Origin of the sequence: Bacillus sp. ME78, assembly GCF_903970865.1 — a bacterium.
Classification (GTDB): Bacteria; Bacillota; Bacilli; order Bacillales; family Bacillaceae_G; genus Bacillus_A; species Bacillus_A cereus.
In genome coordinates this window covers 140,563-158,383 of the sequence record NZ_CAJCKK010000003.1, presented here as the reverse complement: position 1 = coordinate 158,383, position 17,821 = coordinate 140,563, and the positions used below count along the sequence as shown (strand labels likewise).

The window sequence follows — 17,821 nt, the reverse complement described above, 5'->3', positions numbered from 1 at the left end:
AGTGTTTAGGTAAGGAATGGGTACCAGTTTATGTTAGATGAAATAAACGGTTACCTAGTTTTGGAGGAGATTTAGGGTGCGTTTAGTCTTATCAGGATATTATGGTTTTTATAATGTTGGAGACGAGGCGATTCTACAATCAATTATTGAATCGTTAAGTAAAGAGAACCCGGATATAGAACTAGTAGTACTATCAAATGATTCTAAATATACAAAGGAAATGTATGGTGTAGAATCGGTAGATCGCTGGGATATAAAAGCTGTTTATCATGCGATCAAAAACAGTGATGGAGTTATTAGTGGTGGCGGGAGCCTTCTTCAAGATCAGACAAGTACGAAGAGTATTCTATATTATACGGGTATTATGGGACTCGCTCGATTATTAAAAAAGCCGTATTATATTTATTCACAAGGAATAGGTCCAATTACAAAAGGATATAATCGTCTATTAGTAAAATGGAACTTGTCAAAAGCTTCCTATGTATCAGTTCGAGATGAGGATTCGTTTTTATATTTAAAAGGACTTGGCATAAAAAACGATATTGAAATTGTTCCAGACCCTGTTTTAACATGGAAACGGACAAAACAATCGGATTGGTTGCAAAAACATTCGATACATGGAAAAGTAATCGCGGTTAGTGTGCGTTATTGGAATGCAAAAGAAGATTATATAAAAAAATTAGCTGCGGCATTAAAAAAATTAAAGCAAGAAGGATACCAAATTCTATTTGTTCCAATGCATGAGCCATTTGATCAAAAAGCTTCGCGTGAAGTAGTAGACTTAATGGGAGAAGAGACGTATATGCTTCCATATAAAATGGATATCGACGAGAAAATATTCATTTTATCACAATGTTCATTACTAATTGGCATGCGTCTTCATGCACTAGTTTTTTCTGCTGTAGCCAAAACTCCAATGGTCGGGATTTCATACGATCCGAAAATTGATTCGTTTTTAAGTCAAGTGAATCAGCCAGTTATAGGAAGTGTGGATGGCGAATGGAGTGCTGAATATTTATATGAAATTGCGAAAAAGCAATTAATGCAACAAGGAACTGTGCAGCAAGAGTTACAATTGACAATAGATGAGCTTCGGTTGCAAGGCAAACAGGCAACAAAGAAACTCATTGATCATATGGAAAAAGGCACTTTATTAAAAAAGTAAAGTGTCTTTTATTTTGTTTTGAATGTAATGAAAATTCTAATTAAAAAACGTTTCATTTTAATTCCTATTTATTATGCTAAAATGATTGTGAGTATTATATAATCAAATTTGTGATAATAAATTCGTAGATTACGAGGAGGATAACCTTGAAGACTTTTTCAAAAGGTATAACAGCAGTGGCATTAACGGGATCATTACTTTTAACTCCTATTTCAAGTTATGCGGCAAATGATGATATTACAGGACATATGTTTGAGACGAATATGCGCTCACTTATTACTAAAGGAGTTTTAATGGGGTATGGAGACAATGTATATGCGCCTGATAAATTAGTAACAAGAGCAGAGTTTGCTACATTCATAGCAAGGGCTTTAAATTTACCGAAAGCTGATTCGAATTTCGAGGATGTGCCGAAGACTTACGGTTTATATGATGGTGTAAGTAGAGCATATGGAGCGAAAATTATTAATGGTCGTACGAACGAGACATTCTCACCAAATGATGTGATTACACGTGAAGAAATGTCGATAATGGTAAAGCGAGCGTTAGACTATAAAAATATTAAAGTAGCTGTAAGTCCGCTTACCTTTACTGATAAAGATAGTATTAACTATAAAGAGCATGTGCAAGTTATGGTGGCTACTCAAATTATTAAAGGGTATCCAGAAGATAATACATTTAGACCACATTTATCAGCTACAAGAGGGATGGCTTCAGCTATGTTGGATCGCATGCTTCAGACGATTGAAAAAAACGGAAATAGCAATCCTGTAGAAACTAAGAAATATGTTGTGACAAATGTAAGAGAAAACGGAACAGAGCAAGAAGTAGAGCGCTATAATACGTATAAAGAAGCGGTTACGGCTGCTCAAAATAAAGGTATGAATGCGGTAAAATACGAGAACGAATTTTTATGGATTAAAGATGGTTTTGCAAGTGCGAAAAGAATAACTGGGCAAAACATCATTAATATTTATGATGAGAATTTGTCAACAGTATATACGTATATTCAGTATGGAACAGAATTGAAAGTGTTAGAAGTTGGCGAAGATCGTGTGAAAGTTCAACTTTCTGGTTTGACAGGTTATGTGAAGAAGAATGAAATCACTTTAATTCCTACAAATGAAATGAAACAGTCGTCTTATTATGTGAAATCAGATGGATATTTATACCATAAATATTATACATATAATACAAGTTCACCTGGATATACAGAATTTAGATATGGTGTGGCACCTTCTTTCATGAAGCAAGGACAGCAAATGTATAGTGTAGATGGCAAAACATTTGGAGACGAAACTTTCTATCAATATTTCAATTATTTATCATTACGTTCGAAAACAGATTATACAGCTGAACAACTAGATAGTTATGTAAAATCGATTAAGCCAGACTCTCCATTAATTGGTTTAGGAAAGAAATTTAAAGAAGTAGAAAGCAAGTATAATGTAAATGCATTATTCTTATATTCATTAGCAATTCATGAAAGTTATTATGGAACAAGCGCTCTTGCAAAAGACAAAAATAATTTATTTGGTTTAAAAGCAACAGACGATAGTCCATATGGTAACGGGGAAGCATTTAATTCAAAAGAAGATTGTATTGAACATGCAGCAAAATTATACATGAATGAAGGATATTTAAATCCAGGACATTGGCGTTATACAGCAACATATACAGGTGATAAAGCTGCTGGTTTAAATGCAAAATATGCATCTGATGCGAACTGGGGTAAAAAAGTAGCGGGGCACATGAACCGTTTTGATTCTTATTTGGGTAAAAAAGAATACAACAAGTATAAACTTGCACGTGTGATGAATAACGTGGAAGTGAAAAAGAATCCTAGTATATCAAATGAGCGACTGTATCGTTTAAATACAAATGCAGTTGTCACAGTTACTGGTGAAGAAATAATAAATGGAAAATCTTGGGTTAAAGTTATTTCAGATAACCCTACTGTAACAGAAGCGTATATCGCAAAAGAAAGCTTAGAGTACGTAAAACATTAATTAAATAAAAAAGAAGGTGCTACTAATATTTCGTAGCACCTTCTTTTTATCCCGCATTAACGGGCAGTAATCCCCCACCTCAAAATTCAGTGGAAGCAAGGAAGTTAGGTGGGGGATGAACTGCCCGTAAAAGCCCGATTGGTTCAACTAATAATCAGTGGGGGATGAACAAAACCCCCACTGATTAAAGTTTCACTTTATTCAATTTCAAAATCAACAATGATATAAGCGAGAATAACAATGAAGAAAATACTAACGGCTGGCGCTGTTAATACGTGGCCAGACATAAAGCCAATGCCAAGTGATAGAATGAGTGTGCTCGCTAATAGCATATACTTTACGGTCATAATTTTCTTAAAGTTTGTGATCATGCGGATGAATAATTTAATACCAAAGTATAGAAGTGGTATTAAGTAAATAAGGAAACCGACAATTCCAAAGGCGAAAAATAGGTCATGGAAGTCCATTTCAATTAATTTAATTTTATCTGTGTAGTTACCAGCGTAACCCATTCCGAATAGTTTTTGTGAAAGCGGTGCGTCTTTATAGTACTGTTTGTATGTTTTTAAGAATTTGTCGCGATCACTGTAAATCAAACTTTTCATTTCAGAATCTGTAAGTTCACCTTTTGCATGTTTTTTTGCATCTTCTGGATCTTCTTTAATTACTTTTCCTTCTTTTCGATCTTTTTCTTCTTGTACTGATTTTTTGTATTCGTATATTTGCATGTGAATGCCCATATTTTTTGCGATAGGAGTATGCGGTGTAAGAGCAATTAAACCTCCTAGTATAACTGCGGCAACAACGGTATTTACAATATGTGTGAATCCTTTTCCTTCTTTTTTACGATTTATCATATATTCAATGAATGAGAAGAAAAGTGCTACGCCTAATGTAATAACAATTGCGCCATATCCGACTTTCGTTCCGACCATAATACTTGCATACATCGCAAGTATTGTTGGAATCCAGTAATATATTTTCGAGAAAGAAGTTGTTTTATGAATCGAATATAAGACAATGATTGGGAACATAATGGCGAAAAGAGAACTTAAATCATTTCCAGCGAAGAACCAACCTCTTGAACCGATTTTTGAATGAGGATAGCTTGGGAAATCCGTTCCAGTTTGCATTGCGACAATCATTGTGATGCTTAAAATTAAAGTTGCATATAAGAAATATGTAATGATTTTATGAAATACATACTCTTTATTTTTTAGCTCTTTAAAGGCGATAATATATCCAAACAGTAGCACAATTGGATATATGCTCTTTAAAATGAATTTAACTTCTTCTCCAAATGAAAATGGAGATTTAACCATCATATTATTTACAAGACCGATTGCGAGTGCGATTCCGAGTAAACATAAATAGAGGATGTACTTTTTCGCATCTTGTTGTTTGTGATGAAGAAGTAGGTATCCTAATGCAAGAAGCATAAAGGCGAAACGGACTACAACTCCAACTGTTGCGCTCATGTGTAGTATATAGATTGAAAAAGATGTTAATAAATCTAAAATTGGTTGAAACACAATGAATAGCAATAGGAAATGTGGGAAGTAGTTATCCGTTTGTTTCAACTTATTAACCATATGTTCCTCCAGTTCTTCATTCCTTTATTACAACACCCAAAAGATGGGTATAAAGCCTTTTTTACATAGTAAGGCGAATGAATTTCAATATTTGTTTTTTTATCAAACTTAAGAATACACCATTTCATTGTAATGGTAAATAGATGAAAAGCATGGATAAACCGACTTTAATTTCTATATTTTTCAACGGAATTGTATGTTTTATACGGTATATGTACAAATTGCGAGATTATTAGACAGAAAATTGAGAAAAAAGAAGGATTTTTCAATGGTTCTCTATAATTATATAAGTATAATCTTTATGGAGAAAAGAGGGGTATATATAATGGAAATAACAAGTAAAACAGAATCTGTCGTTGTGAAATATGAAGGCCACGTTGCAACGGTTATGGTCAATCGCCCAGAGGTGTTAAATGCGTTAGATGAGCCGACATTAAAAGAGTTATTACAAAAGTTGAAAGAAGTAGCGGAAAGTTCTGCGCATATCGTTGTGTTATGCGGGAACGGCCGTGGTTTTTCTGCGGGTGGGGATATTAAATCGATGCTTTCAAGTAATGATGAAAGTAAGTTTGATGGCATTATGAATACTATTTCTGAAGTTGTCGTGACGTTATATACGATGCCAAAGCTTGTTATTAGTGCAATTCATGGACCAACTGCAGGTCTTGGGTTAAGTATTGCGTTAACAGCTGATTATGTAATGGCGGATATATCATCTGTTATTGCGATGAACTTTATTGGAATCGCTTTAATTCCAGATGGAGGCGGTCATTTCTTCCTTCAAAAGCGCGTCGGTGAAAATATGACGAAGCAAATTATTTGGGAAGGCAAGAAATTATCGGCGAGCGAAGCGCTTGATATCGGCTTAATTGATGAAGTAATCGGCGAAGATTTCCAAACGGCTGTGAAGCAAAAAATTAATGAATGGTCACAAAAACCGACTAAAGCAATGATTCAAACGAAGCAAATTTTATGTGAAGTAAATCGCTCTAATTTAGAGCAAACATTGCAATTAGAAAAGCGTGGTCAATATGCAATGAGACAAACAGCGGATCATAAGGAAGGAATTGCTGCGTTTTTAGAGAAACGTTTACCAGCATTTAAAGGGGAATAAAGTTTGTCCATTCCTCACTGATTATTAGCTCGTTAATTCGGGATAAAGGGGAGAAAGTGCTAACACATTTTAGTATAATTGTGTTAGCACTTTTTTTAAGGAGTAATACATGAAGAAAATGATCGGTGTTATCACTATTATTTTGCTTACATATTCTGCTTTGCATAGTACACCATCTTTGGCAGTTCGGACTGCGTTGTTTTTTGAGGGACATCCAAGTGTTGCATTTTCTGACGGGGTGACGAAAGAAAAAGATGTGAAAAAAGAAGCGATTCCAGATGAGTATTAAACTCTATATGGTAAGGACGAAGACTTAGAGCACTATTTCTTTCCACATGTAAGAGCACATGGATCAGGAATTGATATGTTAAGTGCGTGCGTGAAGAAAAAATGGTTTTTCTATAAAGCAGAGCTCGGATGTTATTAAATATAGGAGGATGAATGATGTCAGCATATAACAAGTTAGTAAGAGATCGTGTTCCAGAGAAGATTTTAATGTCTGGAAAAACGTATACAGCACAAAAATTAACAGGTCAAGCATACATACAGGCTTTAGCGAAAATTGGAACGGAAGAAATTCGTGAATTTGCTTCTATGAAAGAACGCGAACATGCGCTAGATTCTCTTGCGGATGCACTAGAAGTAATCATTTCATTAGCACGTGCGGAAGGTGCATCGATTGAAGATGTGGAACGCCTTCGTAAGAAAAAAGAAGTAGAGCGCGGTGGATTTGAAAGAGGGATTTATTTATTAGATGTTTCAGAAGAATAGTTTTATAGGAAAAGCATAGCGTTAATGATTAACGCTATGCTTTTTTGTTGCAATGAAGCTAATAATGAAGAAGATAGCTGTTAATATCCAGCCAATTGTAATAGAAGTAGTAGTATGAATGGCATAAGAGATTTGTAAACAAAATAATGATGCTAAAAACCAAATGAGTGCAATGTGTATATATTTTTTTGATATATTCATATTTCAGGACTCCTTTTGTATACTAAAAAGAATTTTACTACAATTTAGAAAATTAAGCCATATAAGTAGAGGTTTTCTGGCGGATTTTGTATACTGAATAGTAGAGAAAATGAGGAGGAAACGACAATGGCACATCATACGAAAGAAACGATGGAACTGATTAAGGAGCTTGTCTCTATTCCGAGTCCGTCTGGAAATACAGCGAAAATTATTAATTTCATTGAAAACTATGTCAGTGAGTGGAACGTAGAAACGAAACGTAATAATAAGGGTGCTCTTATTTTAACAGTAAAAGGGAAGAATGATGCGCAGCACCGCTTATTAACGGCACATGTTGATACGTTAGGTGCGATGGTGAAAGAAATTAAGCCTGATGGTCGCCTGAGTCTTTCTATGATTGGTGGATTTCGTTGGAACTCTGTAGAAGGAGAATATTGCGAAATTGAAACATCAAGTGGCAAGACGTATACAGGAACGATTTTAATGCATCAAACATCTGTACATGTATATAAAGATGCAGGTGAAGCAAAACGCGATGAGAAAAATATTGAAGTTCGTATTGATGAGCGCGTATTTTCAGCTGATGAAGTACGCGAATTAGGAATTGAAGTAGGAGACTTCGTGTCATTTGATCCGCGCGTTCAAATTACAGAGAGTGGATACATAAAATCACGTCATTTAGATGACAAAGTAAGTGTTGCGATTTTATTAAAATTAATTAAAAGATTACAAGATGAAAACGTAACATTACCATATACGACGCATTTCTTAATTTCTAATAATGAAGAGATTGGATACGGTGGTAATTCTAATATTCCAGACGAAACTGTTGAATATTTAGCGGTTGATATGGGAGCGTTAGGTGATGGACAAGCATCTGATGAATATACAGTATCTATTTGTGCAAAAGACTCTAGCGGCCCGTATCATTACGCTTTACGTAAACATTTAGTAGAGCTTGCGAAAACGAATCATATTGAATATAAAGTAGATATTTATCCGTACTACGGATCTGATGCATCAGCTGCGATTCGCGCGGGATTTGATGTGAAACATGCGTTAATTGGAGCGGGTATTGATTCTTCTCACGCATTTGAACGTACACATGAAAGTTCTATTGCGCATACAGAAGCATTAGTGTATGCATATGTAATGTCTAATTTAATTGAAGAATAATTTCATAGATAATAGAGAGCTGATTAAAAATATTATTTTTAATCAGCTTTTTATTTGGCGAAGCGATTAGGAGACATGTCCTAATCGTTTTTTTATCCCGCTATTTGTGGGCTGATTAAAGTTTTATTTTATATACATTCATTATAAGTTATATATATGCGATTTTTGTTATAAGGCCGGAAACGTATTTACTATAGATATATAATGTTATACACTATGAAAGGAATTAATTAATAGTTAATATTTTTTAGTTAGCTTGATTAAAAAAATGTATGAATATGAAGTTTTGAGAGGAGATTTATTTTTCATGAAGTACAAAGCAATAGCCGCAGGTTTATTAGCAGCAAATTTACTAGCACATCCAATTAGTAGTTTAGCAGAAACGAAGAAATTTCCTGATGTTTCAGATAGTGCGTGGTCGAAAGACGCAATTTATTATTTAGTAGAGAGAAATGTAATTAACGGTATGCCAGATGGTAACTTTATGCCATACGGAAATTTAACACGTGCCCAGGCAGCAAAGATTATCGCAACAGCAATTGGTGCTAAAGTAGATCCGAATGCAAAGCCGTCTTATAATGATGCAAAAAATAATTGGGCAGCTTCATTTATTGCAGCCATGGAAAAAGAGAATATTATTAAAGGGCGAGAACCAGGAGTATTTGATCCTGAAGGAAAAGTAACCCGTGCTGAAATGGCAGCTATGCTTGTAAGAGCATATAATCTGAAAAGCAAAGTAACAGGACCAGTTCCTACAAAATTCGCTGATTTAGAGAATCATTGGGGTAAAGAAGAAGTTAATATTTTAGTAGAATTAAAACTTTCTTTAGGTACAGAGAATGGCTGGAAACCGAATGATTCTATTACGCGTGAACAAGCAGCTCAGCTTACTGCGCAAACAGATAAATTTAGCAAGAATAGTGATCGTCCAGTAGAAACAAAGAAAATGTACATAGATAGAAAATTCATTACATATCACGCACCATCATTAAGTTCTGGGATTAGTGCGAATCAGCATAACCCACAAACGGTTGAAATTAAAGAAGAACGAGATGGATGGATCAAAATTGCAACAAGTAACGGTGATAAATGGACACCTTTAGTAGAGAAAACAGAAGTTATTAATGAAGGATTCACTACTTATGCAGAAGCTTCTTCTTCATCAAAAGTAATGGGAACACATAACGCACAGCAAGTAACTGTTATTGAAGAGAACGGCAGCTGGATTCGTATCCGCATGGGCGCTGGTTTCCAATGGGTTAATAAAAATCAATTAAATCCAGTGAAGCAAGGGAATTTCTTAGAAGGAAAAGCGATTATTATTGATCCAGGTCATGGTGGAGCAGATTCAGGTAATCCAGGTTATTATGAGAAAGAAAGTGAAACTGTATTAGATGTATCATTACGATTACAGAAAATATTTGAGAAAAAGACACCATTTACTGTGTTATTCACTCGTACAGATGATACACGTCCAGGAACAAGTGCTTCTGATTCTTTAAAGAAACGTGTAGAATTTGCTCAAAAAAATAATGGGGATATTTTTGTAAGTATTCATGGTAATGGCACGGAAGAGAAAAATGGACAAGGTACAGAAACATTCTACTATGAATCAGCGACAGCAAGAGGAACAAATCCTAACGTATCAGAAAGTCGTTTACTAGCAGAAAAAATTCAAGAGCGTCTTGTAGATGCACTGGGAACAAAAGATCGTGGTGTGAAAAAAGGCGATTTATACGTAATTAGAGAAAATACAATGCCAGCTGTATTAGCAGAATTAGCATTTGTAGATAATAAAAGTGATGCAGATAAAATAGCTACACCAGCGCAAAGACAAAATGCAGCGGAAGCTATTTATCAAGGTATTTTAGATTACTATGAAGAAATGGGTAACAACGTGTCTTCTTTCCGTTAATAAATAATAAGAGATTGCCATTGGCAGTCTCTTTTATTTATTAACGTTTCTCTTTATTTCCGGCATATGATATCATTTAATTTTATATACAAAAAAGTATTTGAGTAATTGTAATCATAACAATTTTAAACGATAGAGGATGATAATAGATTGAATAATCATAGTAAAACACCTGCCTGTATATATACGTATGCATTTCGTGAGGAGGAGCGTGCTTTATGTTACTTGGAAATGCGCTCGTTCTTTGGAATGGAGTCGCACGTTAATATTTTAAAAAGTGATGTAAAAATTGACCCGAGTAGAAGTGCGTTTATGAAAGAGCGCGTTGAGGTTATGTATGAAGGGGACGACTTAAAAAGCATTTTAAAACAAGTGGAACAAATTGATTTAGCGGGGGCGTCGTTTAAAGTTATCTTCGTTAAAATCAATGACCTCGTTGGAGAAAATAAAATTGAATATGGAGAAAGACGTCTTATTGAACGAGACCTTGGCATGCATATTGAAGGAGAAGCGGATGTTCGTAATCCAGAGCGTGTATTCGGGATTGTTCCTCTTGGAGGACGCTGGTACTTCGGGCACTATGTAGAAAGCGAACCAGTTTGGTATCATCACATAAAAAAACCGCATAGTTATTCGACATCACTTAGCACACGTGTTGCGAGATCGGTTGCAAATATCGCTGTACCAAATCTAGAGGGAGTACGAGCAATTGACCCGTGCTGCGGTATTGGAACAGTAGTAGTAGAAGCACTTTCTATGGGGATTAACATCGTTGGTAGAGATATAAATCCACTTGTAGTTCTTGGAACAAGAAAAAATATTGCACATTTCGGATTTGAAGGAACAGTCACAAAAGGACCAATCGAGGAAATTACTGAGAACTACGACGTTGCCATTATCGATATGCCGTACGACCTATTTACGCATGCCACACCAGAAGACCAGCTCTCCATTCTTTCAAGTGCACGCCGCATCGCTAAAAAGGTAGTCGTTGTAACGATGGAGACAATGGACGACATGATCCATGAAGCAGGATTTGAAATTACAGATCGCTGTATTACAAGAAAAGGATCATTTACTAGACAAATTCTTGTTTGTGAATAGAAAGAGAAAGGTCACCCGTTTGGGTGACCTTTTTAGTGTAGTTTGATGTGTGATTGATTGGCAGTTTGCAGGTGGCGATAAGTTGATATTGTGATAGGAGTCTATTACTGTTCTTTTAATTTTTCTTGTTGTGCGATGAGTAAATTGCGTAATATGTGTCCGCGGTAACTTTCTAGTTTTCGACCTTCATGATAGCGCACGCCTAATTTTTTAAGTTCAGCTACGTACCAGCCCTTTGTTCCGTAATACATGGGATCACTTCCTTTTTGCTTTTGAACAGTATATGTTGGGGGGCGAAGTAACTTTACATTGAAAATAATAAGACTGGTTATATCAAGGGGGCCCCCATAACATAGCCTCTGGACAGTGTATAAAAAAATAGACAGTAGTGTATGTTTTTCTAAAAAATGCATACAAATTTATACCCTATGCGTTGGCATGATATTTGCAATGAAAAGAGTATCAACGTATAGGGGAGAGATCGAAATGAAGGTTAGTAAAATATATACAACGATTGATGCACACGTAGCTGGGGAGCCGCTTCGAATTATTACGGGCGGAGTGCCAGAAATAAAAGGAGAAACGCAGCTGGAAAGACGCGCCTACTGTATGGAACATTTGGATTACCTTCGTGAATTTCTTATGTATGAACCGAGAGGGCATCACGGAATGTACGGTTGTATCATTACACCGCCAGCAAGTGCCCACGCTGATTTTGGTGTTTTATTTATGCACAATGAAGGATGGAGTACGATGTGTGGTCACGGTATTATCGCTGTTATTACAGTTGGAATTGAAACAGGCATGTTTGAAGTGAAGGGGGAAAAACAAAAGTTCATTATTGATAGCCCGGCTGGGGAAGTCATTGCGTATGCAAAATATAACGGGAGTGAAGTAGAATCTGTATCATTTGAAAATGTCCCTTCCTTTGTATACAAAAAGGACGTTCCTATTAAAATAGATAACTATGAATTTCAAGTAGATATCGCGTTTGGAGGAGCATTTTACGCTGTTGTAGACTGTAAAGAATTTGGTTTGAAAGTTGATTTCAAAGATTTATCTGCTATTCAAATGTGGGGCGGTAAAATTAAACATTATATAGAGAGCAAAATGGAAGTGAAACATCCACTTGAAGAAGGATTGAAAGGAATATACGGCGTTATCTTTTCAGATGAACCGAAAGACAAAGGTGCTACGCTACGAAATGTAACGATTTTTGCTGATGGGCAAGTAGACCGTTCTCCTTGCGGTACAGGAACTTCCGCGAGAATCGCAACTCTTTTTGAAAAAGCTACCTTGCAAAAAGGAGAAGTATTCATCCATGAATGCATTACTGATGGGAAATTCCAGGGAGAAGTATTATCCGTAACCGCAGTAGATACATATGAAGCTGTCGTTCCAAAAGTAACGGGGAATGCCTTTATTACAGGATTTCATCAGTTCGTTGTAGATCCGAGAGATGATTTGAATCGAGGATTTTTGTTAGGATAAGGGGAGGGGGTGGAAAGATATGCTAGTCATAAGCGCGAACGAACAAAGAAACTTAGTAAATATGAATGAAGTTATTGAATACGCGGCGCTTGCTTTAAAAGAATTTTCCGCAGAAAGAACGATTACACCAATAAGGGGCTCATTACCATTTGCGAACGAGCAAAATACGGCATTAATTATGCCTTCAGTAGCGGAAGGGCTTGAGGCGCTTGGAGTAAAAATAGTAACGGTAGTCCCGCAAAATAAACAGATAGGAAAGAAAACGATCAACGGGATTGTGATGCTATCAGACTTTCAAACGGGAGAACCGCTCGCACTTTTAGAAGGATCGTACTTAACGATGATCCGAACAGGCGCCTTATCAGGAGTAGCGACAAAATATTTAGCTCGTCATAACGCAAAAACTTTATGCATTATCGGAACGGGTGAACAAGCGAAGGGAATGGCCGAAGCAATATTTGCGGTTAGAGATATCGAAAAAGTCATCTTATACAATCGAACAGAAGAAAAAGCGTATGCATTTGCGCAATATATACAAGAGAAATTTGGAAAACCAGCTTACGTTTACAGGGATCCAAATGAAGCAATACGTGAAGCAGACATTATCGTCACAACTACGAATGCATCCACACCAGTCTTCTCAGAAACACTACAAAAAGGCGTCCACGTAAACGCCGTCGGCTCATTCAGACCGAGCATGCAAGAACTACCCTCACATGCCATAGCTAAAGCAAACAAAGTAGTAGTCGAATCAAAAGAAGCAGCACTAGACGAAACAGGAGACCTTCAAGTTCCGATAAAAGAAGGTCTATTCAAAGCAAACACCATTCACGCTGAACTTGGTCAAATTATAAGCGGAGAAAAAGCTGGCCGCGAAAATGATGAAGAGATTACTATTTTCAAATCAGTTGGTTTAGCGGTAGTAGATATTATCGTTGCGAAGTATTTGTATGAGAAAGCGGTGGAGCAAGGAGTAGGGAATAAGATTGAGTTTTGAGACTGCCTTTTGGTGGTCTTTTTGTCAGGATGGGTGTGCTAGTATTTATAATTGAAGCCTTTTAATATTATGTTGAAATATATGAATTCTGCGCGGACATCAAATCATTCATTCAATTGGTATATGGAAAAGTTGCACCTCTAATTATTAGAGATGCAACTTTTTACCATTCACGCCATTCTTCTGTTATATCTTCCTCGGATTCTAAGCCAGCTATTCGTGCTGCTGTATCGATAAATTCATAGAGATCTTCTCTTTCCATTGTTTCGATAAAATGGTCATGTTCGATATTTAATTCATTTAATTTAATAACTACCTCTTTAACAACTTGCATTACTTCGACTTCGGTTGGATTCTCTCCTAATCGCTGTAAATTGTTAATGTAAGTGTCAAGAACTGTATTTGTTGCACTTATATTTTCTTCAGTAAAAAATTCCCCATCTTCATCATACTCAACCCATGAGGTTGTTGGTTTATTTTTTTTTAATTCATCAAATGTCATGATAACCTCCTAAATGTGTTTTTTGTCTTTAATTTCATTCTACATTTTCGATCATATAAAACAATCATTTTAGAGGGATTTTCTGTAAGTTGATAGTTTTTTAACCCATTTTATGAGGCTACTTATTCGTGGTCTTTTTATTTTCTCCTCCGCATAAATATAGTTAATCGCAAGAATGCATTAATAGATTACAAACTTTCTACCTTTGCGAAAAAGTTTGACAATACATACCGGTAGTGGTAATTTAAAACCTATAAGAAAACTAGGTATTAATTCCGAGTTTTCTTATAGGTGTAAATAGTCGAGAGGGGTCGAAATATGAAGAAGAAGTTGTTTGTATTACCATTTGTCCTACTATTATTTATTGCATTAGCTGCTTGTTCAGGGGAAAAAGATTCGAAGCAAGCAGGAACTAGTAAATCAGGGACTCCGAAAGACGGAGGGGCGTTAACGATTGGTGTTAGCGATAATCCAGATACGATGAATCCGCTTTATGCGAATGATCGTGTGTCATTAACTGTGCAGCAAGCTTTATATGCGCCGCTATATCATATGGAAGACGGTAAGAAAAAGTTTGTTCTTGCTGAGAGCTTTACGCCTTCAGAAGATCAATTAACTTGGACACTGAAGTTAAAGGATAATTTGAAATGGCATGACGGTAAGAAGATTACATCAGATGATATTGCATTTACATTCCAATCTATTTTAGATGAGAAGCAAAATAGCTCAAGCCGTGAAAACTTTATTTTTAAAGGAAAGCCGCTTGAGGTGAAAAAGGTAGATGAGTTAACAACTCAATTCGTTTTACCGCAAGTAAGCGCATCTTTCGAAGGTGTGATGAATGATTTCTTCCCAATTCCGAAACATGTATTTGAAGGGGAAGCAGATTTAGCGAAGAGTAAGAAAAACTTACAGCCTGTAGGATCAGGGCCGTTTAAGTTTAAAGAGTATAAATCAGATGAGTATGTTGCATTAGATCGATTTGATGATTATGTAGGTGGGAAAGCTAAGTTAGACTCTATCGTATACCGCGTTGTAAAAGACCGTAATACAGCAAATGTTTCACTGCAAAATGGTCAAATCAACATGAAGATGATTGAGCCGCAAGACTTTAAGAAATTAGATAGCACTGGGAACTTCTCAATGGTGACATTCCCTGAAGGTAGATTATTCTACTTATCTTATAACATGAATACGGATCTTATGAAGAAAAAAGAAGTGCGCCAAGCAATTGCACATGCGTTAGATAAGAAAGAAATGATTAACTCAGCATTCGTTTCAGGTGAATTTGCAGAACCAGCAAATTCAATCTTAACGCCAGACGCTATGTATTATGCGAAAGATATTAAAGACTATAAGTATGATAAAAAAGAAGCGAAAGATTTATTAGCAAAAGCTGGCGTGAAAGATAAAGAAAAAGTACGTGTGATGTATGTAACGAATAATAAAATTATGGAAAGCTTAGCGTTATATACACAACAAAAATTAAAAGAAGTTGGCTTAGAAGTTGAACTAAATGCATTAGATGCTAGTGCGGCAAGTGAAAAAGGCTTAGATAAAGAGAATAAAGAATATGACATTACATTTGGTGGTTACATAATGGGACCTGAGCCAGATTCATATAAGAGCTTATTCTTAAGCAATGCTGAATACAATTATGCACGATATAAAAACGCTGATTTCGATAAGTTATGGGAAGAAGCTGCAGTTGAGACAGATAAAACAAAACGCGCAGAGCTATACCATAAAATTCAAGAGACAGCTAGAGAAGACGTACCTTATCTACCAATCGCGTATCCGAAAGCAGTTATTGCAGTAGATAAAAAGTTTGATGGATTAAAAGAAGCGAAAGCAATTCCTGTCACAATGTTTGAAGATCTATCTAAGATTTATGAAGTGAAATAAGAAACAATAAAGAAGCTGGTGGAAATCAGCTTCTTTAGCTTGAGGGGGGAAGTTTGTGTATAAAGTAATTGCGAAGAGGCTTTTAAATGCAATTCCGCTTTTATTTGTTATTTCTATTATTTCTTTTCTATTAATAAAACTAGCACCGGGGGATCCGGTTCGAAACTTTGTAACGCCAAATATGAGTCCAATTGATGTGGAGCGTATTCGCAAAAGTTTAGGATTAGATCAACCAATTTACGTGCAGTATTTTTTATGGTTAAAAAACATTTTAACAGGAAACTTTGGTTACTCACTTCAAAATCATCGTCCTGTTTTGGAACTTATCACAGAAAGATTACCTGCAACAATTGGATTAATGGGATCATCTTTACTCGTCTCATTCGTAATTGCAATACCACTTGGACTATTTACAGGTGTGAAAAAGAATTCATTCTTTGACCGCATTGTAAACTTTATTTCATACGTTGGTATTTCTATGCCGGTTTTCTGGTTTGCACTACTATTAGTCTACTTATTCTCTTTAAAATTGAACCTACTTCCGAGTATGGGTATGCGCACCGTAGGTAAAGATTCTGTCTGGGATATTGTGCAACACGGCATTTTACCTTGCATGGTGCTAGCGTTCCAAAACGTATCTGTTTATATGAGATATATTCGTTCAAGTACGATTCAGCAATTAGAAGAAGAATATGTACAAATTCAATATGCGTACGGTGCTTCGAAGAAAACGGTTTTATTTAATCACGTACTTCGAAATGTATTAATACCAATCATTACAATTTTCGGATTATCAATTCCAAGTTTAGTAGGCGGAGCATTTATTACGGAAACAGTATTTTCATGGCCGGGTCTTGGTTCACTTGGGGTAAATGCTATTTTTAGATTTGATTATCCGATTATCATGGCAATTACATTACTATCATCATTCATGTTAATTCTCGGTAACTTAATTGCTGATATTTTATATGGCGTAGTAGATCCGCGCATTCGAATGAGGGGGTGATTTGGAATGAATAATAGGAGATTTCAAACGATAAAACATAGCTTTACGAAAAATAAGTTTGTTGCAATGGGAGTTATTATACTTGCGGTTTTAACGATCACATCAATTTTCGCATTCGTATCGCCGTACGATCCTAGCAAAATGTCGATTCCAGATCGCTTACAAGAACCAAGTATGAGTCATCCTTTCGGAACGGATGATTACGGAAGGGATTACTTAACGAGAGCGTTATATGGCGGACGAGTTTCACTTGCGGTCGGTTTCCTTGCGATGGTTGTTTCTATTACAATCGGTACTGCAGTTGGAACAATTAGCGGATATTTTGGCGGAAAGTTAGACAACTTTTTAATGCGAGTTGTTGAAGTACTGATGTCAATTCCATCATTCTTTTTAATGCTACTATTAAATGCGTATTTAAAACCAGGAATTACGACGCTAGTTCTTATTATCGGATTACTAACATGGATGGACACCGCCCGTATTGTAAGGGCAGAAACGTTATCTGTAAAAGAGCGTGAGTACGTTTTATACGCAAAAGTATCAGGACAAAAATCACTTATGATTATTGTAAGACATATCATTCCTAACATTTTATCAACCATTATTATCGCCGCGACATTAACGATTGCGACATCGATTTTAATGGAATCATCACTTAGTTTCTTAGGTTTAGGTATTAGAGAACCAGATTCTTCTTGGGGCAGCATGCTAAACAATGCGCAAGGATATATTGGTGAAGCTTGGTATTTAACGCTCTTCCCAGGATTCCTTATCCTTTTAACGGTACTTAGTTTTAACGTAATTGGTGAAGCATTGAAGAAAGCTTTCGCACCAAAAGGAGCCGGACATGAAAACTAAAGTGTTAAGTGAAAG

The 17,821-nt window shown here is 36.0% G+C and carries 16 protein-coding genes and 1 pseudogene; 13 read left to right on the top strand and 4 right to left on the bottom strand.

What is annotated here, in order from left to right; translation table 11 throughout:
• The first annotated feature begins 76 nt into the window (after nucleotides 1-76).
• Nucleotides 77-1,165 (top strand): polysaccharide pyruvyl transferase CsaB, encoded by a 1,089-nt coding sequence (gene csaB / locus H6481_RS06285; RefSeq protein WP_001241596.1) that lies wholly within the window; start codon nucleotides 77-79, stop codon nucleotides 1,163-1,165.
• Nucleotides 1,166-1,311: 146 nt separating this feature from the next.
• On the top strand, nucleotides 1,312-3,174 hold the full coding sequence (locus H6481_RS06280; RefSeq protein ID WP_182811241.1) for an S-layer homology domain-containing protein: 1,863 nt from the start codon (nucleotides 1,312-1,314) through the stop codon (nucleotides 3,172-3,174).
• 197 nt (nucleotides 3,175-3,371) lie between these two features.
• Here the strand turns inward: H6481_RS06280 and H6481_RS06275 are convergent, their stop codons facing one another.
• Nucleotides 3,372-4,766, bottom strand: a complete 1,395-nt coding sequence (locus tag H6481_RS06275) for an O-antigen ligase family protein (protein WP_000247522.1) — start codon at nucleotides 4,764-4,766, stop codon at nucleotides 3,372-3,374.
• 301 nt (nucleotides 4,767-5,067) lie between these two features.
• On the opposite strand from H6481_RS06275, the gene H6481_RS06270 reads away from it, so the two are divergent.
• The 3 genes and pseudogenes from H6481_RS06270 to H6481_RS06260 all read left to right on the top strand — a co-directional run bounded on the left by H6481_RS06270 (nucleotide 5,068) and on the right by H6481_RS06260 (nucleotide 6,651).
• A complete protein-coding gene (locus H6481_RS06270; protein WP_182811290.1) occupies nucleotides 5,068-5,880 on the top strand; it encodes an enoyl-CoA hydratase in 813 nt (270 codons plus the stop codon).
• 109 nt (nucleotides 5,881-5,989) lie between these two features.
• Nucleotides 5,990-6,307 (top strand): annotated as a pseudogene (locus H6481_RS06265) (hypothetical protein).
• A 17-nt stretch (nucleotides 6,308-6,324) separates the two neighbouring features.
• Complete coding sequence (locus H6481_RS06260) at nucleotides 6,325-6,651, top strand: nucleoside triphosphate pyrophosphohydrolase (RefSeq protein WP_001277348.1); 327 nt, start codon at nucleotides 6,325-6,327, stop codon at nucleotides 6,649-6,651.
• Between the two features lie 21 nt (nucleotides 6,652-6,672).
• Here H6481_RS06260 and H6481_RS06255 read toward each other — a convergent pair whose 3' ends face one another.
• A complete protein-coding gene (locus H6481_RS06255) occupies nucleotides 6,673-6,852 on the bottom strand; it encodes a hypothetical protein (protein ID WP_029441719.1) in 180 nt (59 codons plus the stop codon).
• 126 nt (nucleotides 6,853-6,978) lie between these two features.
• Here H6481_RS06255 and H6481_RS06250 point away from each other — a divergent pair, with 126 nt between their 5' ends.
• The 3 genes from H6481_RS06250 to H6481_RS06240 all read left to right on the top strand — a co-directional run bounded on the left by H6481_RS06250 (nucleotide 6,979) and on the right by H6481_RS06240 (nucleotide 11,047).
• Nucleotides 6,979-8,028, top strand: coding sequence for a M42 family metallopeptidase (locus tag H6481_RS06250; RefSeq protein ID WP_029441720.1), 1,050 nt, complete (start codon nucleotides 6,979-6,981; stop codon nucleotides 8,026-8,028).
• 307 nt (nucleotides 8,029-8,335) lie between these two features.
• Nucleotides 8,336-9,943 (top strand): N-acetylmuramoyl-L-alanine amidase, encoded by a 1,608-nt coding sequence (locus tag H6481_RS06245; protein WP_000875328.1) that lies wholly within the window; start codon nucleotides 8,336-8,338, stop codon nucleotides 9,941-9,943.
• Nucleotides 9,944-10,093: 150 nt separating this feature from the next.
• Nucleotides 10,094-11,047, top strand: coding sequence for a methyltransferase domain-containing protein (locus tag H6481_RS06240; RefSeq protein ID WP_182811238.1), 954 nt, complete (start codon nucleotides 10,094-10,096; stop codon nucleotides 11,045-11,047).
• 104 nt (nucleotides 11,048-11,151) lie between these two features.
• Here H6481_RS06240 and H6481_RS06235 read toward each other — a convergent pair whose 3' ends face one another.
• Nucleotides 11,152-11,460, bottom strand: coding sequence for a YflJ family protein (locus H6481_RS06235; protein WP_259347362.1), 309 nt, complete (start codon nucleotides 11,458-11,460; stop codon nucleotides 11,152-11,154).
• A gap of 73 nt (nucleotides 11,461-11,533) precedes the next feature.
• On the opposite strand from H6481_RS06235, the gene H6481_RS06230 reads away from it, so the two are divergent.
• Nucleotides 11,534-12,538, top strand: coding sequence for a proline racemase family protein (locus tag H6481_RS06230; protein ID WP_000868674.1), 1,005 nt, complete (start codon nucleotides 11,534-11,536; stop codon nucleotides 12,536-12,538).
• Between the two features lie 19 nt (nucleotides 12,539-12,557).
• The gene (locus H6481_RS06225) at nucleotides 12,558-13,535 is read left to right on the top strand and encodes an ornithine cyclodeaminase family protein (RefSeq protein ID WP_000960325.1); all 978 of its coding nucleotides are present in this window, start codon (nucleotides 12,558-12,560) and stop codon (nucleotides 13,533-13,535) included.
• A gap of 163 nt (nucleotides 13,536-13,698) precedes the next feature.
• On the opposite strand, the gene H6481_RS06220 is transcribed toward H6481_RS06225, so the two are convergent.
• Nucleotides 13,699-14,037 carry a hypothetical protein gene (locus H6481_RS06220; RefSeq protein WP_000141782.1) on the bottom strand — a complete coding sequence of 113 codons (339 nt, stop codon included), beginning with the start codon at nucleotides 14,035-14,037 and terminating at the stop codon, nucleotides 13,699-13,701.
• Nucleotides 14,038-14,355: 318 nt separating this feature from the next.
• On the opposite strand from H6481_RS06220, the gene H6481_RS06215 reads away from it, so the two are divergent.
• Genes H6481_RS06215 through H6481_RS06205 form a run of 3 tightly spaced genes read left to right on the top strand, consistent with a single transcriptional unit; the run spans nucleotide 14,356 to nucleotide 17,806 of the window.
• A complete protein-coding gene (locus H6481_RS06215) occupies nucleotides 14,356-15,942 on the top strand; it encodes an ABC transporter substrate-binding protein (protein ID WP_046392390.1) in 1,587 nt (528 codons plus the stop codon).
• 55 nt (nucleotides 15,943-15,997) lie between these two features.
• Nucleotides 15,998-16,948, top strand: coding sequence for an ABC transporter permease (locus tag H6481_RS06210; protein WP_000278778.1), 951 nt, complete (start codon nucleotides 15,998-16,000; stop codon nucleotides 16,946-16,948).
• A gap of 6 nt (nucleotides 16,949-16,954) precedes the next feature.
• Complete coding sequence (locus tag H6481_RS06205) at nucleotides 16,955-17,806, top strand: ABC transporter permease (RefSeq protein WP_078994529.1); 852 nt, start codon at nucleotides 16,955-16,957, stop codon at nucleotides 17,804-17,806.
• The last annotated feature ends 15 nt before the right edge of the window (nucleotides 17,807-17,821 follow it).

What these genes read in the sequence shown, in the direction of transcription:
- H6481_RS06275 (WP_000247522.1), bottom strand. Translation starts at nt 4,766, where the DNA reads ATGGTTAATAAGTTGAAACAAACGGATAACTACTTCCCACATTTCCTA.
- H6481_RS06270 (WP_182811290.1), top strand. Translation starts at nt 5,068, where the DNA reads ATGGAGAAAAGAGGGGTATATATAATGGAAATAACAAGTAAAACAGAA.
- H6481_RS06260 (WP_001277348.1), top strand. Translation starts at nt 6,325, where the DNA reads ATGTCAGCATATAACAAGTTAGTAAGAGATCGTGTTCCAGAGAAGATT.
- H6481_RS06255 (WP_029441719.1), bottom strand. Translation starts at nt 6,852, where the DNA reads ATGAATATATCAAAAAAATATATACACATTGCACTCATTTGGTTTTTA.
- H6481_RS06250 (WP_029441720.1), top strand. Translation starts at nt 6,979, where the DNA reads ATGGCACATCATACGAAAGAAACGATGGAACTGATTAAGGAGCTTGTC.
- H6481_RS06245 (WP_000875328.1), top strand. Translation starts at nt 8,336, where the DNA reads ATGAAGTACAAAGCAATAGCCGCAGGTTTATTAGCAGCAAATTTACTA.
- H6481_RS06235 (WP_259347362.1), bottom strand. Translation starts at nt 11,460, where the DNA reads ATGCATTTTTTAGAAAAACATACACTACTGTCTATTTTTTTATACACT.
- H6481_RS06230 (WP_000868674.1), top strand. Translation starts at nt 11,534, where the DNA reads ATGAAGGTTAGTAAAATATATACAACGATTGATGCACACGTAGCTGGG.
- H6481_RS06225 (WP_000960325.1), top strand. Translation starts at nt 12,558, where the DNA reads ATGCTAGTCATAAGCGCGAACGAACAAAGAAACTTAGTAAATATGAAT.
- H6481_RS06220 (WP_000141782.1), bottom strand. Translation starts at nt 14,037, where the DNA reads ATGACATTTGATGAATTAAAAAAAAATAAACCAACAACCTCATGGGTT.
- H6481_RS06215 (WP_046392390.1), top strand. Translation starts at nt 14,356, where the DNA reads ATGAAGAAGAAGTTGTTTGTATTACCATTTGTCCTACTATTATTTATT.
- H6481_RS06205 (WP_078994529.1), top strand. Translation starts at nt 16,955, where the DNA reads ATGAATAATAGGAGATTTCAAACGATAAAACATAGCTTTACGAAAAAT.